Origin of the sequence: Methylotuvimicrobium alcaliphilum 20Z (assembly GCF_000968535.2) — a bacterium.
Taxonomy (GTDB): domain Bacteria; phylum Pseudomonadota; class Gammaproteobacteria; order Methylococcales; family Methylomonadaceae; genus Methylotuvimicrobium; species Methylotuvimicrobium alcaliphilum.
Map to the genome: position 1 here is coordinate 1980881 of NC_016112.1, position 16508 is coordinate 1997388.

The 16508-nt window shown below is 48.8% G+C and carries 13 protein-coding genes; 2 read left to right on the top strand and 11 right to left on the bottom strand.

The features are described from left to right. Nucleotides 1–94 precede the first annotated feature (94 nt). On the top strand, nt 95–1612 hold the full coding sequence (locus MEALZ_RS08390) for a sodium-dependent transporter (RefSeq protein ID WP_014148201.1): 1518 nt from the start codon (nt 95–97) through the stop codon (nt 1610–1612). Between the two features lie 69 nt (nt 1613–1681). Here the strand turns inward: MEALZ_RS08390 and grxC are convergent, their stop codons facing one another. The 5 genes from grxC to putA all read right to left on the bottom strand — a co-directional run bounded on the left by grxC (nt 1682) and on the right by putA (nt 7139). After that, on the bottom strand, nt 1682–1936 hold the full coding sequence (gene grxC, locus MEALZ_RS08395; RefSeq protein ID WP_014148202.1) for a glutaredoxin 3: 255 nt from the start codon (nt 1934–1936) through the stop codon (nt 1682–1684). A 33-nt stretch (nt 1937–1969) separates the two neighbouring features. Beyond that, nucleotides 1970–2620, bottom strand: a complete 651-nt coding sequence (locus MEALZ_RS08400; RefSeq protein ID WP_014148203.1) for a class II aldolase/adducin family protein — start codon at nt 2618–2620, stop codon at nt 1970–1972. Between the two features lie 130 nt (nt 2621–2750). Then, nucleotides 2751–3215: a bacterioferritin gene (bfr, locus tag MEALZ_RS08405; RefSeq protein WP_017838923.1), complete on the bottom strand. Its 465-nt coding sequence runs from the start codon at nt 3213–3215 to the stop codon at nt 2751–2753. 355 nt (nt 3216–3570) lie between these two features. After that, nucleotides 3571–3768: a (2Fe-2S)-binding protein gene (locus MEALZ_RS21770; protein ID WP_014148205.1), complete on the bottom strand. Its 198-nt coding sequence runs from the start codon at nt 3766–3768 to the stop codon at nt 3571–3573. Between the two features lie 260 nt (nt 3769–4028). Next, nucleotides 4029–7139, bottom strand: coding sequence for a bifunctional proline dehydrogenase/L-glutamate gamma-semialdehyde dehydrogenase PutA (gene putA, locus MEALZ_RS08415; protein WP_014148206.1), 3111 nt, complete (start codon nt 7137–7139; stop codon nt 4029–4031). A 130-nt stretch (nt 7140–7269) separates the two neighbouring features. On the opposite strand from putA, the gene MEALZ_RS08420 reads away from it, so the two are divergent. Then, nucleotides 7270–8265 (top strand): alpha/beta hydrolase, encoded by a 996-nt coding sequence (locus MEALZ_RS08420; RefSeq protein ID WP_014148207.1) that lies wholly within the window; start codon nt 7270–7272, stop codon nt 8263–8265. A 691-nt stretch (nt 8266–8956) separates the two neighbouring features. Here the strand turns inward: MEALZ_RS08420 and MEALZ_RS08425 are convergent. The 6 genes from MEALZ_RS08425 to MEALZ_RS08450 all read right to left on the bottom strand — a co-directional run bounded on the left by MEALZ_RS08425 (nt 8957) and on the right by MEALZ_RS08450 (nt 16417). Continuing rightward, entirely contained in the window at nt 8957–10279 is a 1323-nt protein-coding gene (locus MEALZ_RS08425; RefSeq protein WP_014148208.1) for an erythromycin esterase family protein, read from the bottom strand. Nucleotide 10280: 1 nt separating this feature from the next. After that, nucleotides 10281–10856: a hypothetical protein gene (locus MEALZ_RS08430; RefSeq protein ID WP_014148209.1), complete on the bottom strand. Its 576-nt coding sequence runs from the start codon at nt 10854–10856 to the stop codon at nt 10281–10283. Between the two features lie 243 nt (nt 10857–11099). Further along, a complete protein-coding gene (locus tag MEALZ_RS08435; protein ID WP_017838928.1) occupies nt 11100–11369 on the bottom strand; it encodes a hypothetical protein in 270 nt (89 codons plus the stop codon). Nucleotides 11370–11957: 588 nt separating this feature from the next. Next, a complete protein-coding gene (gene mtaB, locus MEALZ_RS08440) occupies nt 11958–13250 on the bottom strand; it encodes a tRNA (N(6)-L-threonylcarbamoyladenosine(37)-C(2))-methylthiotransferase MtaB (RefSeq protein ID WP_014148211.1) in 1293 nt (430 codons plus the stop codon). Next, entirely contained in the window at nt 13250–14479 is a 1230-nt protein-coding gene (locus MEALZ_RS08445) for a nucleoside recognition domain-containing protein (RefSeq protein ID WP_014148212.1), read from the bottom strand. Before MEALZ_RS08445 ends, mtaB begins: the two co-directional genes overlap by 1 nt. Nucleotides 14480–15466: 987 nt before the next feature. Continuing rightward, nucleotides 15467–16417 carry a response regulator transcription factor gene (locus tag MEALZ_RS08450; protein ID WP_014148214.1) on the bottom strand — a complete coding sequence of 317 codons (951 nt, stop codon included), beginning with the start codon at nt 16415–16417 and terminating at the stop codon, nt 15467–15469. Nucleotides 16418–16508 lie beyond the last annotated feature (91 nt).

Here is a 16508-nt window from a genome sequence, read left to right on the forward strand (position 1 = left end):
TGGAGCTGGCATAGAGCCTACAGGAATGTATTCACGGCGTCCTTTGACGGACACCCCGGTGCCGAATTTTGATCTACGGGTATAGGAGGCAATCATGGCGCGTGAAAGGTGGAACTCGCAGCTTGGTTTTTTGATGGCTGCGGTCGGCTCGGCGATCGGATTGGGTAATATCTGGCGGTTTAGTTATCTGGCTTACCAGCACGGCGGCGGGGCTTTCCTGATTCCTTATTTGACGGCGTTACTAACGGCCGGCATTCCGCTGTTGATACTGGAAAACGGCATCGGTCATGAACGCGTCGGTTCCGCGCCGCTGGCTTATCATAAAATAAGCCCACGCTGGGAATGGCTCGGTTGGTGGTCGGTGATTTTTGTCATGTTCGGCATCGAATTATACTATTCGGCGATTATCTCGTGGTGTTTGAATTACTTCGCACTGTCGTTCAATCTGGCTTGGGGAGACGATCCTAACGCCTATTTTTTCAAGCATTTTTTACGAGTAAGCGATAGTCCTTTTCGATTAGGCGAAATTCGAACGCCTATCTTATTCGGTCTTATCCTTACATGGCTCGCGATTTGGTTAGTGGTCTATCGCGGTATCCAAAAAGGCATCGAACTGGCCAATAAAATCATGATGCCTGTTTTGTTGTTACTTACCGTTGTCTTAGTGGCTTGGTCTCTTCAATTGGATGGGGCGTGGCACGGCATTCAAGTGTATATCACGCCGGATTTTGCCAAGCTCAACGATCCGCAAGTCTGGATCGATGCCTACAGCCAGATTTTTTTCACGCTGAGCCTCGGTTTCGGAATCATGATCGCTTATGCCAGTTATTTGCCGGACAAAACCGACATCACTCGAAATGCGGTTTTGATTGCATTGATCAATAGCGCGTATTCGTTGCTGACCGGTTTCGGCGTGTTCGCTGTGTTAGGCTTCATGGCGCAAAGTGAAGGCAAGGAAATTGCCGATGTTGTGACGCAAAGCATCGGTTTGGCGTTTGTCGCTTATCCGAAAGCCATCGGTTTAATGCCGGGCGGTAATCTGTTCGGTGCGTTATTTTTCTTGAGTTTGACAGTCGCCGGATTATCATCGGCGGTATCGATCGTCGAGGCTTTCGTTTCGGCGGTGATCGATAAATTCAATTTCGATCGTAAATTGCTGGTGACCTTCGTTAGCGTATTCGGTTGTCTCGGCGGCATCGTCTTCACGACGCAAAGCGGTTTACTTTGGCTGGATATCGTCGACCGATTTATCACGCATTACGGATTGGTGACAGTAGGTATTTTGGAATGCATCGTGATCGGTTGGGCGTTCGATTTGTTCAAGCTGCGTCAGCATATCAACCGGATATCCAGTTTGAAATTAGGAATGGGCTGGATATTGTTAATCAAAGTATTCGTTCCGTTGATGCTCGGCATCATCTTTTTCGGCGACATTTACAACGAACTGCAAAGGCCCTACGGCGGTTACAGTTGGGCGGCCTTAATTCTGATCGGAAGGGATTGGTTGATTCTGACTTTGATTGCGGCCTTTATCGTTGCAGGCAGACCTTGGCGAAGCGATCGCCCGAGTAAACCGGGGCGATCGGTCAAGAGCAAAATAGATGTTTCATAGCCAGGCCTTGGTCATCGAAGCTATTGCCGCTCAAATCGATGAAAAGTGAAATTTTGGCCGGTAATTGTTCTATGAGGTCAATAATGGGTCCAATCGGCTTTGTTGCTCCAGCGCATACAAATCGTCGAAACCGCCGACATGGAAATCGCCGATATAGATTTGCGGCACCGTTCTGCGCTTGGTTTTAAGCACCATTTCCTGTCGCAAGCCGGGTTCGGCATCGACATTGATTTCACTGTAAACGGCGCCCTTTTTATCGAGCAGGCGCTTGGCCATTGTGCAGTAAGGGCAGAAAGTAGAGGTATAAATAATGATATTCGACATAATATTAATGGTTTCTAATATAGCCTAGTTATTCTACTGTTTATCGATCATGTCTTCAATGCGTAATGCATCGCCCAGCGCTTTTATCAACAGCCATCCCGCGTGTTCGATCGAATCGCCGAAGGCGACGATGCCGTCTTGGTGGCCGAGCATACTGAATACCGGCCTATCGTCGAGTCGTCCGGATTGAAAGAGCTCGGCAACGGCTCGAGCCATTTGCGGAGTTCCGTAAGCGGCATCGGCCGGCGTATGGGGGAGGGCGAGTTCGGCGGTTTTTTGCCAAATTTCGGGGCTATGAATATGAATGACCGAACGAATCGAGACGTCTTGACTATAAACGCAGGCATGAGTAATCGCTTCCGAAGACGGCTTGGTCAAACCTTTAGATTGTAGAAAATACCGCTCGATATCGATATTCCATACTTCGCAGTAATGCTCGCGGCTCAATTCTTCGATGTGACCGGTTTGCGTTCCGCTGATAATAAACTTATTGCTATTGAGGTCAGGCTTCAAGCTGATGTTGCCGTATCCGAGCCCACCGTAACGTGCGGGATCTTTGCCAATCAAGCCAAGCTTGAATAAGATCGAACGCCATGCGTTGAGCGAGCTTAAGGAAATCGCTTGATCGATAGGCCGGTTTTGATGATCGAAGCGAAATTTAATGACGCCTTCTTGTTCTTGCATATAAATGAGGGCGGGCTTAACTACGGATGGCCTGGTGCAGAGTCGACTCAGTAGCCAATATAGAGTCCTGGATTGAAGAAAACAGAAATCGTTTGAATGCAAAGGCGCTGCCGAAACAGCGCCGGTAGCGTTACATTTGAGATTGCAAATAATTTTGCAGGCCGATTTTTCCGATCAATTCCAATTGCGTTTCCAACCAATCGATATGATCTTCCTCGCTGTCGAGAATATGCTCAAAAATTTCTCTGGAGACAAAGTCTTGTACCGTTTCGCAATAAGCGATCGCTTCTCTGAGTACCGGAACCGCTTGTTGTTCGAGTTTTAAATCGCAAGCCAGCATTTCCTCCGGGTTTTCACCGACCAATAATTTACCGAGGTTTTGAAGATTCGGCAGGCCTTCGAGAAACAGTATTCTTTCGATCACTAGATCGGCGTGCTTCATTTCATCGATCGATTCGTGATATTCCTTCTCGTTGAGTTTGGCAAAACCCCAGTTTTTATACATCCTGGCATGCAAAAAATATTGATTGATTGCGGTTAGTTCGTTTTCCAAAACCTGGTTGAGATATTCGATGACTTTTGTGTCTCCTTTCATGGCGGCTCCGATAATGATAATGAGATGGTTGATGTTCGGAAAAGAGTAGCGCGATTGGCTCAAGGCTTCAAGGAAATTAAGGGGCAAGCATAAAATGACTTCCCTGAATGGTTCCCTTACTCTGCATCACTGCCATTAAGTTAAGCTGTCATAAAAATAAGTAATTCTTGCATTTAGGCTCTAATGTACCTTAAAAGCTTGCCATCCATGGCACTGGATTCCGCCAGTCCATGGCGGAATGACGGTTACCCTTAACTTAATGGCAGTGGCGCAGAGCCTGGGAACGATGAAAGCAAAAAACGGGCAAACCGATGGAGGTCAAGCATCGGTTTGCCCGGTAACAGCAAGTAATCGATCAGGCGAAAGCAGCTTGCGGCATCAACTGTTGTTCGGCATGGCTTTCGTCGAGAATTTGTTTGACGTGGCGGCTGCATTTGCCGCATACACTGCCGACGCCTAGACACTGATTCAGGTGTTTGCGTGAACAGTGGCCGTTTTCAATAGCGGATTTGATTTGCTTATCGGTAACCGCCTTACAGACACAAACATACATAAGTCATGCTCCAATAAATGTTGGTTATGTAAATAATAACAATTCTCATTAGAATGTAAAGCGGTTTTTTTGGATTTGAGTAATTGATCGCAAATCGAAGGTTAGGGGAAAGGTTAAAGGTTAAAGGTTAAAGGTTAAAGGTTAAAGGTTAAAGGTTAAAGGTGAAAGGTTAAAGGTGAAAGGTGAAAGAGGAAAGAGGAAAGAGGAAAGAGGAAAGAGGAAAGGTGTAAGGTGTAAGGTGTAAGGTGGCTATTTGGTGTTTAGCGTAAGTCTTGGTTCAGTAGACTGGCATTGCCGCCGATTGCGGCGGTATTGATTGTGACGGTTTGCTCGACGGCAAAGCGTTTTAGATAATCGGGTCCGCCGGCTTTCGGGCCGGTTCCGGACAGGCCCATGCCTCCGAAGGGTTGTACGCCTACCGTCGCGCCGATCATGTTGCGGTTGATATAGAGATTACCGACTTTGGCTTGTTGTTGAATCTTGCGTGCCGTTGCGTTGATTCGGCTGTGAATGCCCAGCGTCAAGCCGTAACCGGTGGCATTGATGTCGTCGATTACTTGCTCAAGGGTATTGCTAGAATAGCGGACGATGTGCAGTATCGGGCCGAACACTTCTTCGGTCAGTTGCGCAAGCGAGTCGATTTCGATCAATGTTGGGGGAAAATAAGTCCCATCCGGCAATTCGGGCGGTAACGGCGATTGAAATAAAATGCCGGCATGTTGACGCATGGCTTCAACATGAGCGTTTAATTTATCCAATGCCTTACGGTCGATGACCGGGCCGATATCGGTTGCATAATGGCCCGGATCGCCGATCGTCAACTGCTGCATCGCGCCGATCAGAAGTTCGATGATTTTATCGGCGGTTTCGTGGGGCAAGAATAATACCCGCAAGGCCGAGCATCGCTGGCCGGCGCTATTGAACGCGGATTGCACTGCATCCAGTACCAGTTGTTCCTTATGTGCCGACGTGTCGGCTATCATTGCATTTTGACCGCCGGTCTCGGCGATCAACGGCACGATATCGGCGTGTTCGGCGAGCTGTCGATTGATCGAACGCGCCGTTTCGGTAGAACCGGTAAACGCGACGCCGGCAATACGCGGATCCCGAAGTAACAGGGGCCCTATTTCAGAACCGATGCCCGGCACGAAATTCAATACCGGGCCCGGAATGCCGGCTTGATGCAGAAGTTTGACGCAAGCTGCGGCGGTGAGCGAAGTTGCTTCGGCCGGTTTAGCCACGACCGTATTGCCGGCCGCTAGCGCCGCTGCGATTTGGCCGGTAAAAATGGCAATCGGAAAATTCCACGGGCTGATGCATAAAAATACGCCGCGGCCGTAATAAGTCAAAAAATTATCCTCGCCGCATGGCCCGGGTAAAGCCATCGGTCGGTCGAACAACTCAAGGGCGCGTGCGGCATAGTAGCGGCAAAAATCGACCGCTTCTCTGACGTCGGCCAAAGCGTCTTTGATTGTTCTGCCGCCTTCGCTGACGCATAAAGAGACTAGTTCGGTACGGTTATACTCCAACAAATCGGCAGCATTGTTAAGATAGCGCGCTCGTTTTTGCACGTTAGTCGAACGCCATGCATCAAAAGCCTTTGAAGCTGTGTCGAGAGCGTCGGCAACGGTATCGGCACCGCAAAATGCAACGGTACCGACTTTATGCGAATGATTGGCGGGGTTTACGATAACCCGTTCGCTACCCGACAGACATTTTCCGTTAATCAACGGGCCGGCATGATGAGAGAGGCCGGATAATTCGTCGAGACTTTTTTGCAACGAGTACAACTGTTCGGTATCGGCCAGATTGAAGCCTTCCGAATTGCGCCTTTCCTTACCGAATAGATCGACCGGCAGCGGTACGCTGGTTTTCTCGAAATCATTGAGTCCAAGCCAGAAAGAGACTGGATTTTGCACGATGCGTTCAATGTCGATATCGGGGTTTTCGATTTGATTGACGAAAGAGGTATTCGCGCCGTTTTCCAGCAAACGCCTAACCAGATAAGGCAATAGTTCTTGATAATGGCCGATCGGCGCATAAATCCGGCACGGAATAGACCAATTCGGGTGCGTCGCCAAATTTTGATAAAGCGCTTCGCCCATGCCGTGCAGGCGCTGAAATTCGTAATCTTTACGATTGCCAGCCATTTGCCTGATCGCGGCGACGGTATGGGCATTATGTGTCGCGAATTGTGGATAAAATATGTCGGGTTCTATCAATAATCGTGTTGCGCAAGCCAGATAAGAAATGTCGGTCGCCGATTTTCGCGTGAACACAGGGTAACCCGTAAGTCCTTGCTCCTGATCGCGTTTAATTTCTGTGTCCCAGTACGCGCCTTTGACTAATCGGACCGGAATCTTCTTATGCTCTGTTTTGGCCAGAGCCGAAAGCCAAGCGATGACATGCGGCGCCCGTTTTTGATAGGCTTGTACCGCAAGGCCTAGTCCAGGCCATCCTTTTAAACTCGGATGAGTGAAGACCGCCTCGAAAATCGTCAGCGATAGACTCAAGCGTTCCGATTCTTCGGCATCGACCGTCAATGTTAATCCGCCTTGCCGCGCGTATTGAGCCAACGTGAGTAGTTTTGCAGTCAATTCCGGGGTAGCCCTTTGGTGTTGCAACGCTTCATAGCGGGGACAAAGTGCCGATAGTTTGACCGAAACGCCCGGTTTTTCGAACAACGATTCACCGTCGGATTCTTGAGACAGTTGCCGGATCGCATCGAGATAGGCCGAGAAATAACGCTCCGCGTCCGAGGCGGTGACCGCCGCTTCGCCGAGCATATCGAAGGAATAACGGTATTCGGAATACTTTTGGCTGGCATGCAGCGCCTCGAAAATCGTTTCAGCCATGACGAATTGCGAGCCTAAAAAATGCATTGCTTTTTGCAACGCCAGACGGATGACAGGTTGACCTAAACGCCCGAGCAAATACTCGAATACTTGTGCCTCGTCAGCCTTGATATAGCGTTCGAATAAACCGGTCACTAGTAAAGCGCCGGTCGATAAGTTAACCAGCATCGAGTCGCTATGGTGGAGATGCGTTTGCCAATCGGCCGAAGATAATTTATCGGCGAGAAAACGGTCTTGTGTCGCGCTATCCGGTATGCGTAATAGGGCTTCGGCAATGCTCATCAATACCACGCCTTCTTCGCTATTGAGCCGGTATTCATGCATAAAGGCATCGACAACGGATTGCTTGTCTTTATCGGCCCGGATCTGTTCAACCAGTAAACGAGCCAGCGCTTCGGCTTCGGCGGGATTATAATCGGTCAAGCCAACCATTAATTCGATTACGCTAGCAGTTTCATCGTTCAAGTAGGCTTGATCGATAGCTTTGCGCAAGGTTGATAAAGAAAGACTAACCATAGAAAGTTTACGTTATTGTGCGAACGAATTAACTATTTTAAGAAAAAGATCTGCCGATAACATATTAAGTTGAATCCTTGGTATTTTTTATACTCCAAAAAATGTTTGTCCACAAATAACTGTTGTATTGATGATTAGATTTTCGAGAATTTTGTTTGTTGTGCTTTTAAGTTGGCTCGTCGGGTGCGCACCGGTCGTTTATAAGCCAGGTCAACCCGTCATAGAAGCGCTATTGCTGGAAGATCGCTATATCACACCGGACGGCTCCTGGTTGCCGGTCAGAAAATGGCTGCCGGAGCCGGGCCAAACGAAGGCTGTATTGATCGCTTTACACGGTTTCAACGATTACAGCCGCTTTTTCGAGGAGCCTGGGGCATTTCTGAAAGAAAAAGGAATCGCCAGTTATGCCTACGATCAACGCGGTTTCGGTCAAAGCCCGCGTCGGGGCTTGTGGAGCGGTATCGATGCGTATACTGAGGACCTGGATTTGTTTGTCAGACTCATAAAAAGCAAGCATCCGGGGCTGCCGGTTTATCTTTTGGGCGAAAGCATGGGCGGAGCCGTCATCATAGCGGCTATGTCTCGCGAGGAGGCGGTGCCGGTCAGTGGTTTAATTTTATCGGCGCCTGCCGTTTGGTCCCGCGAAACGATGCCGTGGTATCAACGCAGTTTGTTGTGGCTGATGTCCCATACGATGCCCTGGATGACGTTGACCGGCCGGGGCTTGAAAATACAAGCCTCGGATAATATCGAAATGCTTCGGGAGTTGGGCAGGGATCCGCTGGTGATCAAGGAAACTCGCGTCGAAACGATTCATGGCCTAACCGATTTGATGGATTCTGCATCCAATAACGCTCAGAATATTCGTGTCGATACCTTGATGCTGTATGGTGAAAAGGACGAAGTCATACCAAAGCAGCCGACGCTACGTTTTTTGCGGGATTTTCTCGACACCGAAGGAGGCGATAGAACCGTTGCTTTCTACGAGAACGGCTATCACATGCTGTTGCGCGATTTGCAGGCGAAAGTGATTTGGCGGGATATCGCTGCATGGGTCAAGGCATCGCACAAGCCTTTGCCATCAGGAGCCGATCAGCGCGATTGGCGAATGTTGGCGAAAAGATAAACCTAGAAAAAGTATTTTGCCATGAAGATCATGAAGAAAAAAACGGTAAATCAATGATTTATTTTTCCTACGCAAATTATTTTTGCTCTCCAAATGCTCATGAAGGACTGGCAGTAGGCCTCACTGCCATTAAGTTAAGGATTTTTCCGTTCGCCCTGAGCCTGTCGAAGGGTGAATGGAAAAATCCTGGGTCGATAAGTTAAGTCGTCCATGGTTCGACAGGCTCACCACGAACGGCTTAACTTAATGGCAATGGGCAGTAGCCCTGCAAATGAAAGTACGAGGGGTGGGTGAGAGTGCGGTCATTCGCCCGACAGGGCGCCGTGAACCCAGCACCTAAATTCCATAGGTCTTTGGCAATGATTCAAAATCATGGCTTAATTTAGGTGCTGGATGAATTATCCAAGATAGTTAACCATAGTCAATGGACTATGGAATTTAGGTGCTGGGTGAATACGTCCATGTAGGTTCGACGGCGGCTCCCTGCCGCCGACGCCTGTCGGTCGAGCAACCACACTCTCTTCGGAGCCGCATTTTCTCTGCTGAGCTTCGTATATCGAAAAATTAGAAAAGGAGTCCGAATCTGTGAGCTTTCGCAGTAAAAGGTTGTTAAAATTTTAGAGTAGGCCGTTAAAAGACTTCATGAACTTCATGGTTAAACTGCCGAATTTAGGTTTATACGCCCGGGGAACTATCGAACCGGCGTCAATTCCCGAGTGTTTTTGATGAAAACAAAACTGTCGTAACGCCGCGCGACGCGCGAGCCGACATACTGGCCGTAGTCCCGTCTTGGATCGTAAATCACCCCGATCGCACGGTTTCCAATCAGTTGATCGAGCGCTTCGTGGCGCCGTTCTTCGTCGCCGAACATCAAATAAAACGCTTCCGGTTCGAGCCTTGCCAAGACTTCCTCGATGCTGCCTGGCTGCGCTTTGGGTATGGTCATGATCGACATCGGCGCGCCCCAATTAGCCCCGGCATTTACCTTGCCTTGATCGGTTCCGAAACCCACGATATATACCTGCTCCGCGCCGAGCGATTGCCGGCTCAATTGACCGATATTCAAGGTTTCTCGCAGAATCATCGTGGTTTTGCTGGCATCGCCGACATGCGTGTTGTGCGCCCAAACGATGCCTTTTGCTTCGGGACCATGACGTTCGAGCAAGCCCTCGACCGATACCCACATGTGTTTGGCACGGCTATTCCAGGCATCGGGTCCTTCGCGGATCGCCAAGCGGAAAAAATCCTCGGCATTCTTGATGACCAGGGCTTTTTGCCTGGCTCGAAAACGGATTTTAGGGTCGTTATCAGCGGCTTCGGGCTTTAGATCTTGAATGATTTTAAGGACTTCTGCCAACTCTTTTTCGCATGAAAAACCGCCTCGCGCCGTGGCTCTCGCGTACATCCATTCATCACGGTCGTACTCCTTGAAACAGTTCAGCCGGCGTTCGATTTCGGGAAGCTGCTCGGGAAAATACGCGCCGGTTAGTGCTAGTAGGTCGTCTATCGCTTCCCATTGCCCGTAGACATCCATGCCGAACAAGCCGATTTTATCCGATTCCGGACGGGTTTTGTTGAATTCGCGAAGCCATTCGGCCAAGGCCTCAATGTCCCGGTTCGCCCACATCCATTGCGGCCAGCGGGCGAAGGTTTTGAGCACATCGACAGCCGTCGTGCCCGGCTTGGATCGGCCTTTGACATAGTCGTTGAGTCGATAGAGCGAAGGCCAATCGCCTTCGACGGCAATGAATGAAAAGCCTTTTTCGGTAATCAAGCGCTTGGAAATTTCGCTGCGCCAATGGTAGAACTCATGCGTACCGTGCGTCGATTCGCCGAGTAAGACCAATTTTTTATCGCCGGCGGTTTCGATTAAACGGTTGAGGTCCGAATTTTGCTTGAGAGTAATGGCTTTCGGCGCTAAATAAGCCGACAAAGACTCGGATTCGGCATGCGCGAGCGTTACGCAGAACAATAAAAAGACCGGAAAAAACAAAAAATGCGTGATGATTTTCATATTATCTAAGAGATTTGAGATGCCGAATGAAAGCAAGTCGGAATCGGTTTATCGATAAGAATAACGATGATTTCTTAAGGGCTTGAACCCAATTTTTCGGTAATAGTTTCTCAAATTTTTGTTTCAAATTGACGATTTGGCCAACGATGCGTTGATGCATCGCGCTTGCCTTGATTGAATCGATAATCCGCATTAAAAATTCATAGGATATCTTGAACCAAACAAATGTTAAGAGCTTGGCTTTGGCAATGCGAAAAAGCCAGAAAGTAAATGCAGCAATTGGAATTTTACCGATATAAAGGGTAATGCCAAAAGCTAGACTACCTTTGGCAAGCAAGCCGATTGCGATAAAGCCGAGTAGCTCGACCTGAATGAATAAAAACAGAAAAACGCACAGAAGCGCGTAGCGATTCAAGTCGACAACCGAGGATTCTATTCGTTGCAAAACCTTCAGGCTATGGACAAACCTAAAAACCGGAATAGCAATCGTATCCCAGATCAGCTCTTCCAGTAGAATATAAATAAAAACCCAAAAGCCTAAGAATAAATTGCTGATTTTCTTTATAAGTTTTGCCATAGAAAAGCCGGTGTGCAAAAGTAATCAAGCGTTGGGTGAAAAAATTAGAAAAGCGTATGTTTTTTGGCTTCCCACTTAAAACGGGATAAAAGTACTAAGGATTAACCGTTCGCCCTGAGCTTGTCGTAGGGTGGATGGTTAATCCGCCCATGGTTCGACAGGGCTCTCCTGAGCGCAGCCGAAGGGCTCACCACAAACGGATTAACTTTAAACTGTCCCGCGTTAAGTGAGTAGCCGATTTTTTTAAACAGTGCAAGCCGAGACGATTTCGCCTTTGTTGTTCAATATCAGTTTTAAACGGCCATAGCAAGATTTTTGATCGCATTGGCATCCTGAACCTTCCATGATGCTTTCAAGGAATGTGACATAAATCAACAATTCGCCGGGTTGCCGGTCCAAAACCTCATACTGTATCGATTCGTTTATAATCCACCCGTTTTGGCTGCAAAAATCAGTCAAGACATGGGTGTTTTCCAAAAATTTTTTTATCGGGTCGTCTTTCGTATTAATCATCGCTGCCGCTCCCAGTGATTCGTTGTCGATTAAGATAAACAACCGGAACGACTAAAGCAATTGACTGAATGGAATAAAGTCGAATCGGGTTTCAAGTATTGTTGACTCCTATCCGGTCGAAGAAACGGGCTGTTTCCAGAAGGTGCGAAAGGTATATACCCATCGCACTTCAAATTTCGGCATTGACGCGTGGAGGTGCCGGGGTGTTCGGCAAAGGCTTTGACAGCAGGGATGCTGTCACAGAGCCTACATGGACGTATTCACGGCGTCCTTTGACGGACACCCCGGCGCCGAAATTTGACCAGCAAAGGGTATAAATGCTTTTTTACTGTGAAAGTTCGTAAATTTGGATTCATTATCTAATTTTTCGATATACAAATCTCTGTTCTGGCAATGCCGGTTCCGGAGAGGGTGCGGTTGCTCGATCGACAGGCGTTGGCGGCAGGATAGCCGCCATCGAGCCTACATGGACGTATTAACGGCGTCCTGTCGGGCGAGTGACCGCGCCCTCCCCACGTCTCGTACTTTCATTTGCCGGGGTGATTGCCGGGCTTTCATGAACGTTAGGTTTAACGCTGAAGAAATTTCCTAAACCAGTGTCGCAACTAAATGATTGTTATCGGTCGCCATTAGCTTGGCATCGACAATTCGGTTTTCTATCGCTTCTGGTTCGTCGACCTCACAGCCGACGCGCAGATAATTCGGCGTATAACCGAAAATCCGATGTTTACCGTTGTCGAGGGGCTCGGTTTGGCTTTCCCAGAGCACCGGCGTTGTTCGCCCGATGTTTTCCGATTGAAATTGCCGCTTCATCGTTTCGGTCAATTCATGTAGCTCTCGACTGCGTTGTTTTTTGACCGCTTCCGGGATTTGATTCGGTAGCGTAGAGGCTTTCGTACCTTCGCGTCGCGAATAGGCGAAAATATGAATATGCCCGAAACCGGTGTTTTCGATGAAATCGAAGCTTTCATGCCATTCTTGCTCGGTTTCGCCCGGGAAACCGACGATGATGTCGGTCGTGATGTTGAAGTGCGGAACCGCGGTTCTCAAGCCGGTCACGATTTCACTGAACTCTTCGGTTTTGCAGCGTCTGGCCATGCGTCGCAGCACCGAATCCGAACCGCTTTGCAACGGCAGATGCAGATGCGGCATCAGGCGAGGATTATCGAAAAGCTCGACAAAATCGTTCGGCAACTCCCAAGGCTCCAGAGAACCCAGCCTAAGTCTCGGAATTTCGGTATCGCTAAGAATCGCTTTGATCAAGTCGGACAGACTTTGATCGGAATCGGAATCGGAGCCGTAACCGCCGAGATGCACGCCGGTGATGACGGCTTCATTGATGCCTTGACTATAAAGCGTATTGATTTCGTCGACGATTTCTCGTATCGGTCGGCTTTTTTCCTCGCCACGAGCAACCGTCACGATACAAAACGTGCAACGGTAACGGCAGCCGTCTTGTACTTTGATAAACGCACGTTGACGGCCGCGGCTGAATAATGAGACTTCGCCGGGTTCGGTCGACATGGCCGGCATGCTGTCCATGTTCAGTTCGGTCAGGGTTTTGGCGACCAGACTTTCTTTGTCTTGATTTCCGATGACGAGATCGACGCCCATCAACTGCTCGGCTTCTTCGCGGTTGAGTGTGGCGTAACAGCCGCTGACGACCAGTTTGGCAGCCGGATTGGCCCTGTGTATGCGCCGAATTAATTGACGCGATTTACGTGCCGCGTCTTGCGTAACCGCGCATGAATTGATCACGATCAGATTCGCGTTCTCGGCCTGGCGCGTGATTTGATGGCCTTTTTGTTGAAAGGCCTGGGCCCAAGTTTCGAGCTCGGCTTCATTGAGACGGCAGCCCAATGTTTTAAGATGTACGTACATTATCCAAAAAACCAATAGGTAATGAGTATGGCGGCTAAGATGCCGAAAAAGTCGGCTATTATCCCACAAGCGGCCGCATGGCGAATATTTTTGATGCCGACCGCGCCGAAATATATGGCTAAAACATAAAAGGTCGTTTCGGTGCTGCCTTGCACGATAGAAGCCAGACGCCCCGCGAATGAGTCGGCGCCGAGCGTTTGCATCGTATCGATCATCATCGCCCGCGCGCCGCTGCCGCTGAACGGTTTGATCAACGCGGTCGGCAATGCGTCGATGAAACGGTCGTCCCAAGACAGCATTTTGACCAGTGCTCTAACCCCTTCAGCCACCAAATCCAATGCGCCGCTCGCGCGAAACACGCCGATGCCGACCAGCATCGCGACCAGGTATGGAATGATGCCGATTGCGGTCTGAAAGCCTTCCTTCGCGCCTTCGATGAAGGCTTCATAAGCGTCGATGCGTCGATAAACGGCGCCGCCGATAAACACAACGACCAACGTGAACAGAATGATGTTGCTGATAAGTGCGGACTGTTCGAGCATTTGTTCCTTAGGTAGCCGGTAAAAATATCCGACCACGATAGCAATCATTAAACTGAAACCGCCCAGATATAATGCAACGACTCGATCGAACAAGTTGATTTTCTGAACCGCAGCGACAGCAATCAAGCCTGCCACGGTTGAAAAATAAGTGGCAATCAGTATAGGAATGAAGACATCGGTCGGATTAGCGGCACCCAATTGCGCTCGGTACGTGAAAATCGTCACCGGAAACAAAGTGACCGCCGAAGTGTTAATGACTAGGAACAAAATTTGTGCGTTACTCGCGCTATTCGGGTTAGGATTCAAGGTCTGCAGTTCCTTCATTGCCTTGATGCCGAGCGGTGTAGCGGCATTGTCGAGACCGAGCATGTTCGCGGCGATATTCATGACCATTGCGCCCAAGGCCGGATGGTTTTTCGGTACTTCAGGCATCAGGCGCGTGAACAGCGGCGTCAAGCCGCGCGTTAGTAGGAGCATGAAGCCGCTACGTTCTCCGATACGCATGATACCGAGCCATAAGCTCAAAACGCCGGTCAAACCTAACGATATTTCAAAAGCAGTTTTTGAAAGCGCGAACATCGAAGACATGATGCGCTCGAAAACCTGATGGTCGCCCATAACGATTAGTTTGATGACGGCCGTCATGAAGGCGCTCAAAAAAAAGAAAATCCAGATGATGTTCAGCATGATCGGCGATGGTGTTATCGCGGGGTTCGGAGGACATTAGAATTGCCGAAGTATAGCATGTACCGATTAGCGATAAAGCAGAGGCGCAACGTAAGGCAATGCAGGAGCAAAAATCGATCGACTATCCTGATGCCGTCTTACGTTAATACCGCAATCTGAAGTAAAAAAGACACAGATGAATTGAGGAAAGTTTGTTTGAGCTAATTCTAACTGAGATAAATCGGGAAAAAGAGGGCTGCCTCCAGGCAGCCCTAAAGTGGGGGCCAATCGAAAATTCACTATCTATATATTGCGATATTTAGGTTCAAAGCCTAAAATCAAAAAAGATAGCGGTTACAATTGTTTCAGACGTTATCGTTTTAAACTGCGATTTTGTCCGCAGAATAAACCTTTCGCACTTCAAACTTTGGTAGTGCCCGAGGAGGCGCCGGAGTGTCCGATCCCTCACCTAGCGTTAGGTGCTGGGTGAATGCAGATTTTGCATTTACGCTACGGATGGCGTGTATTAGGGCAATGCAGGGCAGAAAAATGCTCCTGCATTTTCTGCATTCATTACATCCATGTAACTCAGCAATTGCCGAGGAGCAAAAATCTGCCCTGCTGCCGACATTCTCGCTAGCCACAACCATACCTTCATAAAGTTAGGAATATGCACAAATCTACTTCTACAAGTTTTAGGCATTGTGGTGGTTCGGCGACTCGTTTGACAGGACGCCGTGAACCCAGCACCTAAATTATCCAAGATAGTTAACCATAGCCAATGGGCTATGGAATTTAGGTGCTGGGTGAATACATCCATGTAGGCTCGACGGCGGCTATCAGATTGCCATGGATGGCATGAATGCGGATTTTGCAGGAGCAAAAATCTGCCCTGCCGCCGACGCCTGTCAATCGAGCCACCGAACCCCCTTTCAGCATTTGTCGAAGTTATTTCATGCTCGTTCCTTAGTCATATTTTGAGTATAAAAGGAGTAAATTATTTCGTGTTCATTCCTTAGCTTTTTGCATGACCATGGCTACGGCCGCGGCTCGCGTGACAACGCCGAGTTTTTCGAAGATATGCTCTAAATGCTTGTTCACGGTGCGTGGGCTACTGCCGAGGATTATGCCGATTTCTTTGTTGGTTTTGCCGCGGGAAATCCACATCAGTATTTCCGCTTCTCTTAATGTAAGACCCAAGGAGTCTTTCAGCGACTCAAGATTCCAATCTCGTGAGCCTGCGCGTTGTTGCAAAAGCAATAGGAATTCATGGGAGTCCGCGCTTCGAGAGAGTTTGATCGATAAATTGCCGAGTGTGTGATCTATTTCCGAAGGTAATTCCCGACCTATATGGTTAGCCTGAATTTGTTCTCGGAGCCATCCCGAAATCGGTTGCGGAGGTAGTACGCCGATTTCTACTTTCCGGCTTGATTCAAGTTTTTCGGTTAATTGGCTCAACAATGTTTCCGCGCATGGTGTCAGCCAAGTAATCCGTCCGGACCTATCCACAGTTAAAGCGGCGAACGGGGCATGTTTCAACGCGGTTTTGGCGCGGCTGATTGTTCTGGCTTGGGTCAGATGAACATCGACTCGTGCCAAAACTTCGGTCGGTTTGATCGGTTTGACAATATAGTCCAGGCCGCCTTCGTCGAAGCCCCTTAATAGATTATCCAGCTCGCCCAGTCCGGTCATGAACAAAATAGGAATGTCGGTTGTGGCCGGATTGCTCTTTATTTTTCGACAGGTTTCGAAACCGTCGATTCCCGGCATGACGACATCGAGCAAAATAATATCGGGGTGCAAAAAACCGATTTGCTCGAGTGCGGAATGCCCGTCGATGGCGACCAACACCCGGTACCCGGCTTCCGAGAGCGTGTCGGATAAAAACGCCAAATTACCGGGCGTATCGTCGATGATCAATACTGTGCCCTTATTAACGGAATGATTTGCCGCAGTCATAATTTAAAATTGATTCCAAGCCATTTTGGTAAATGTTAAATGCAGGCCCATAAACCTAAAAAAGCGTTTCACCATGAATAACATGAAGAAT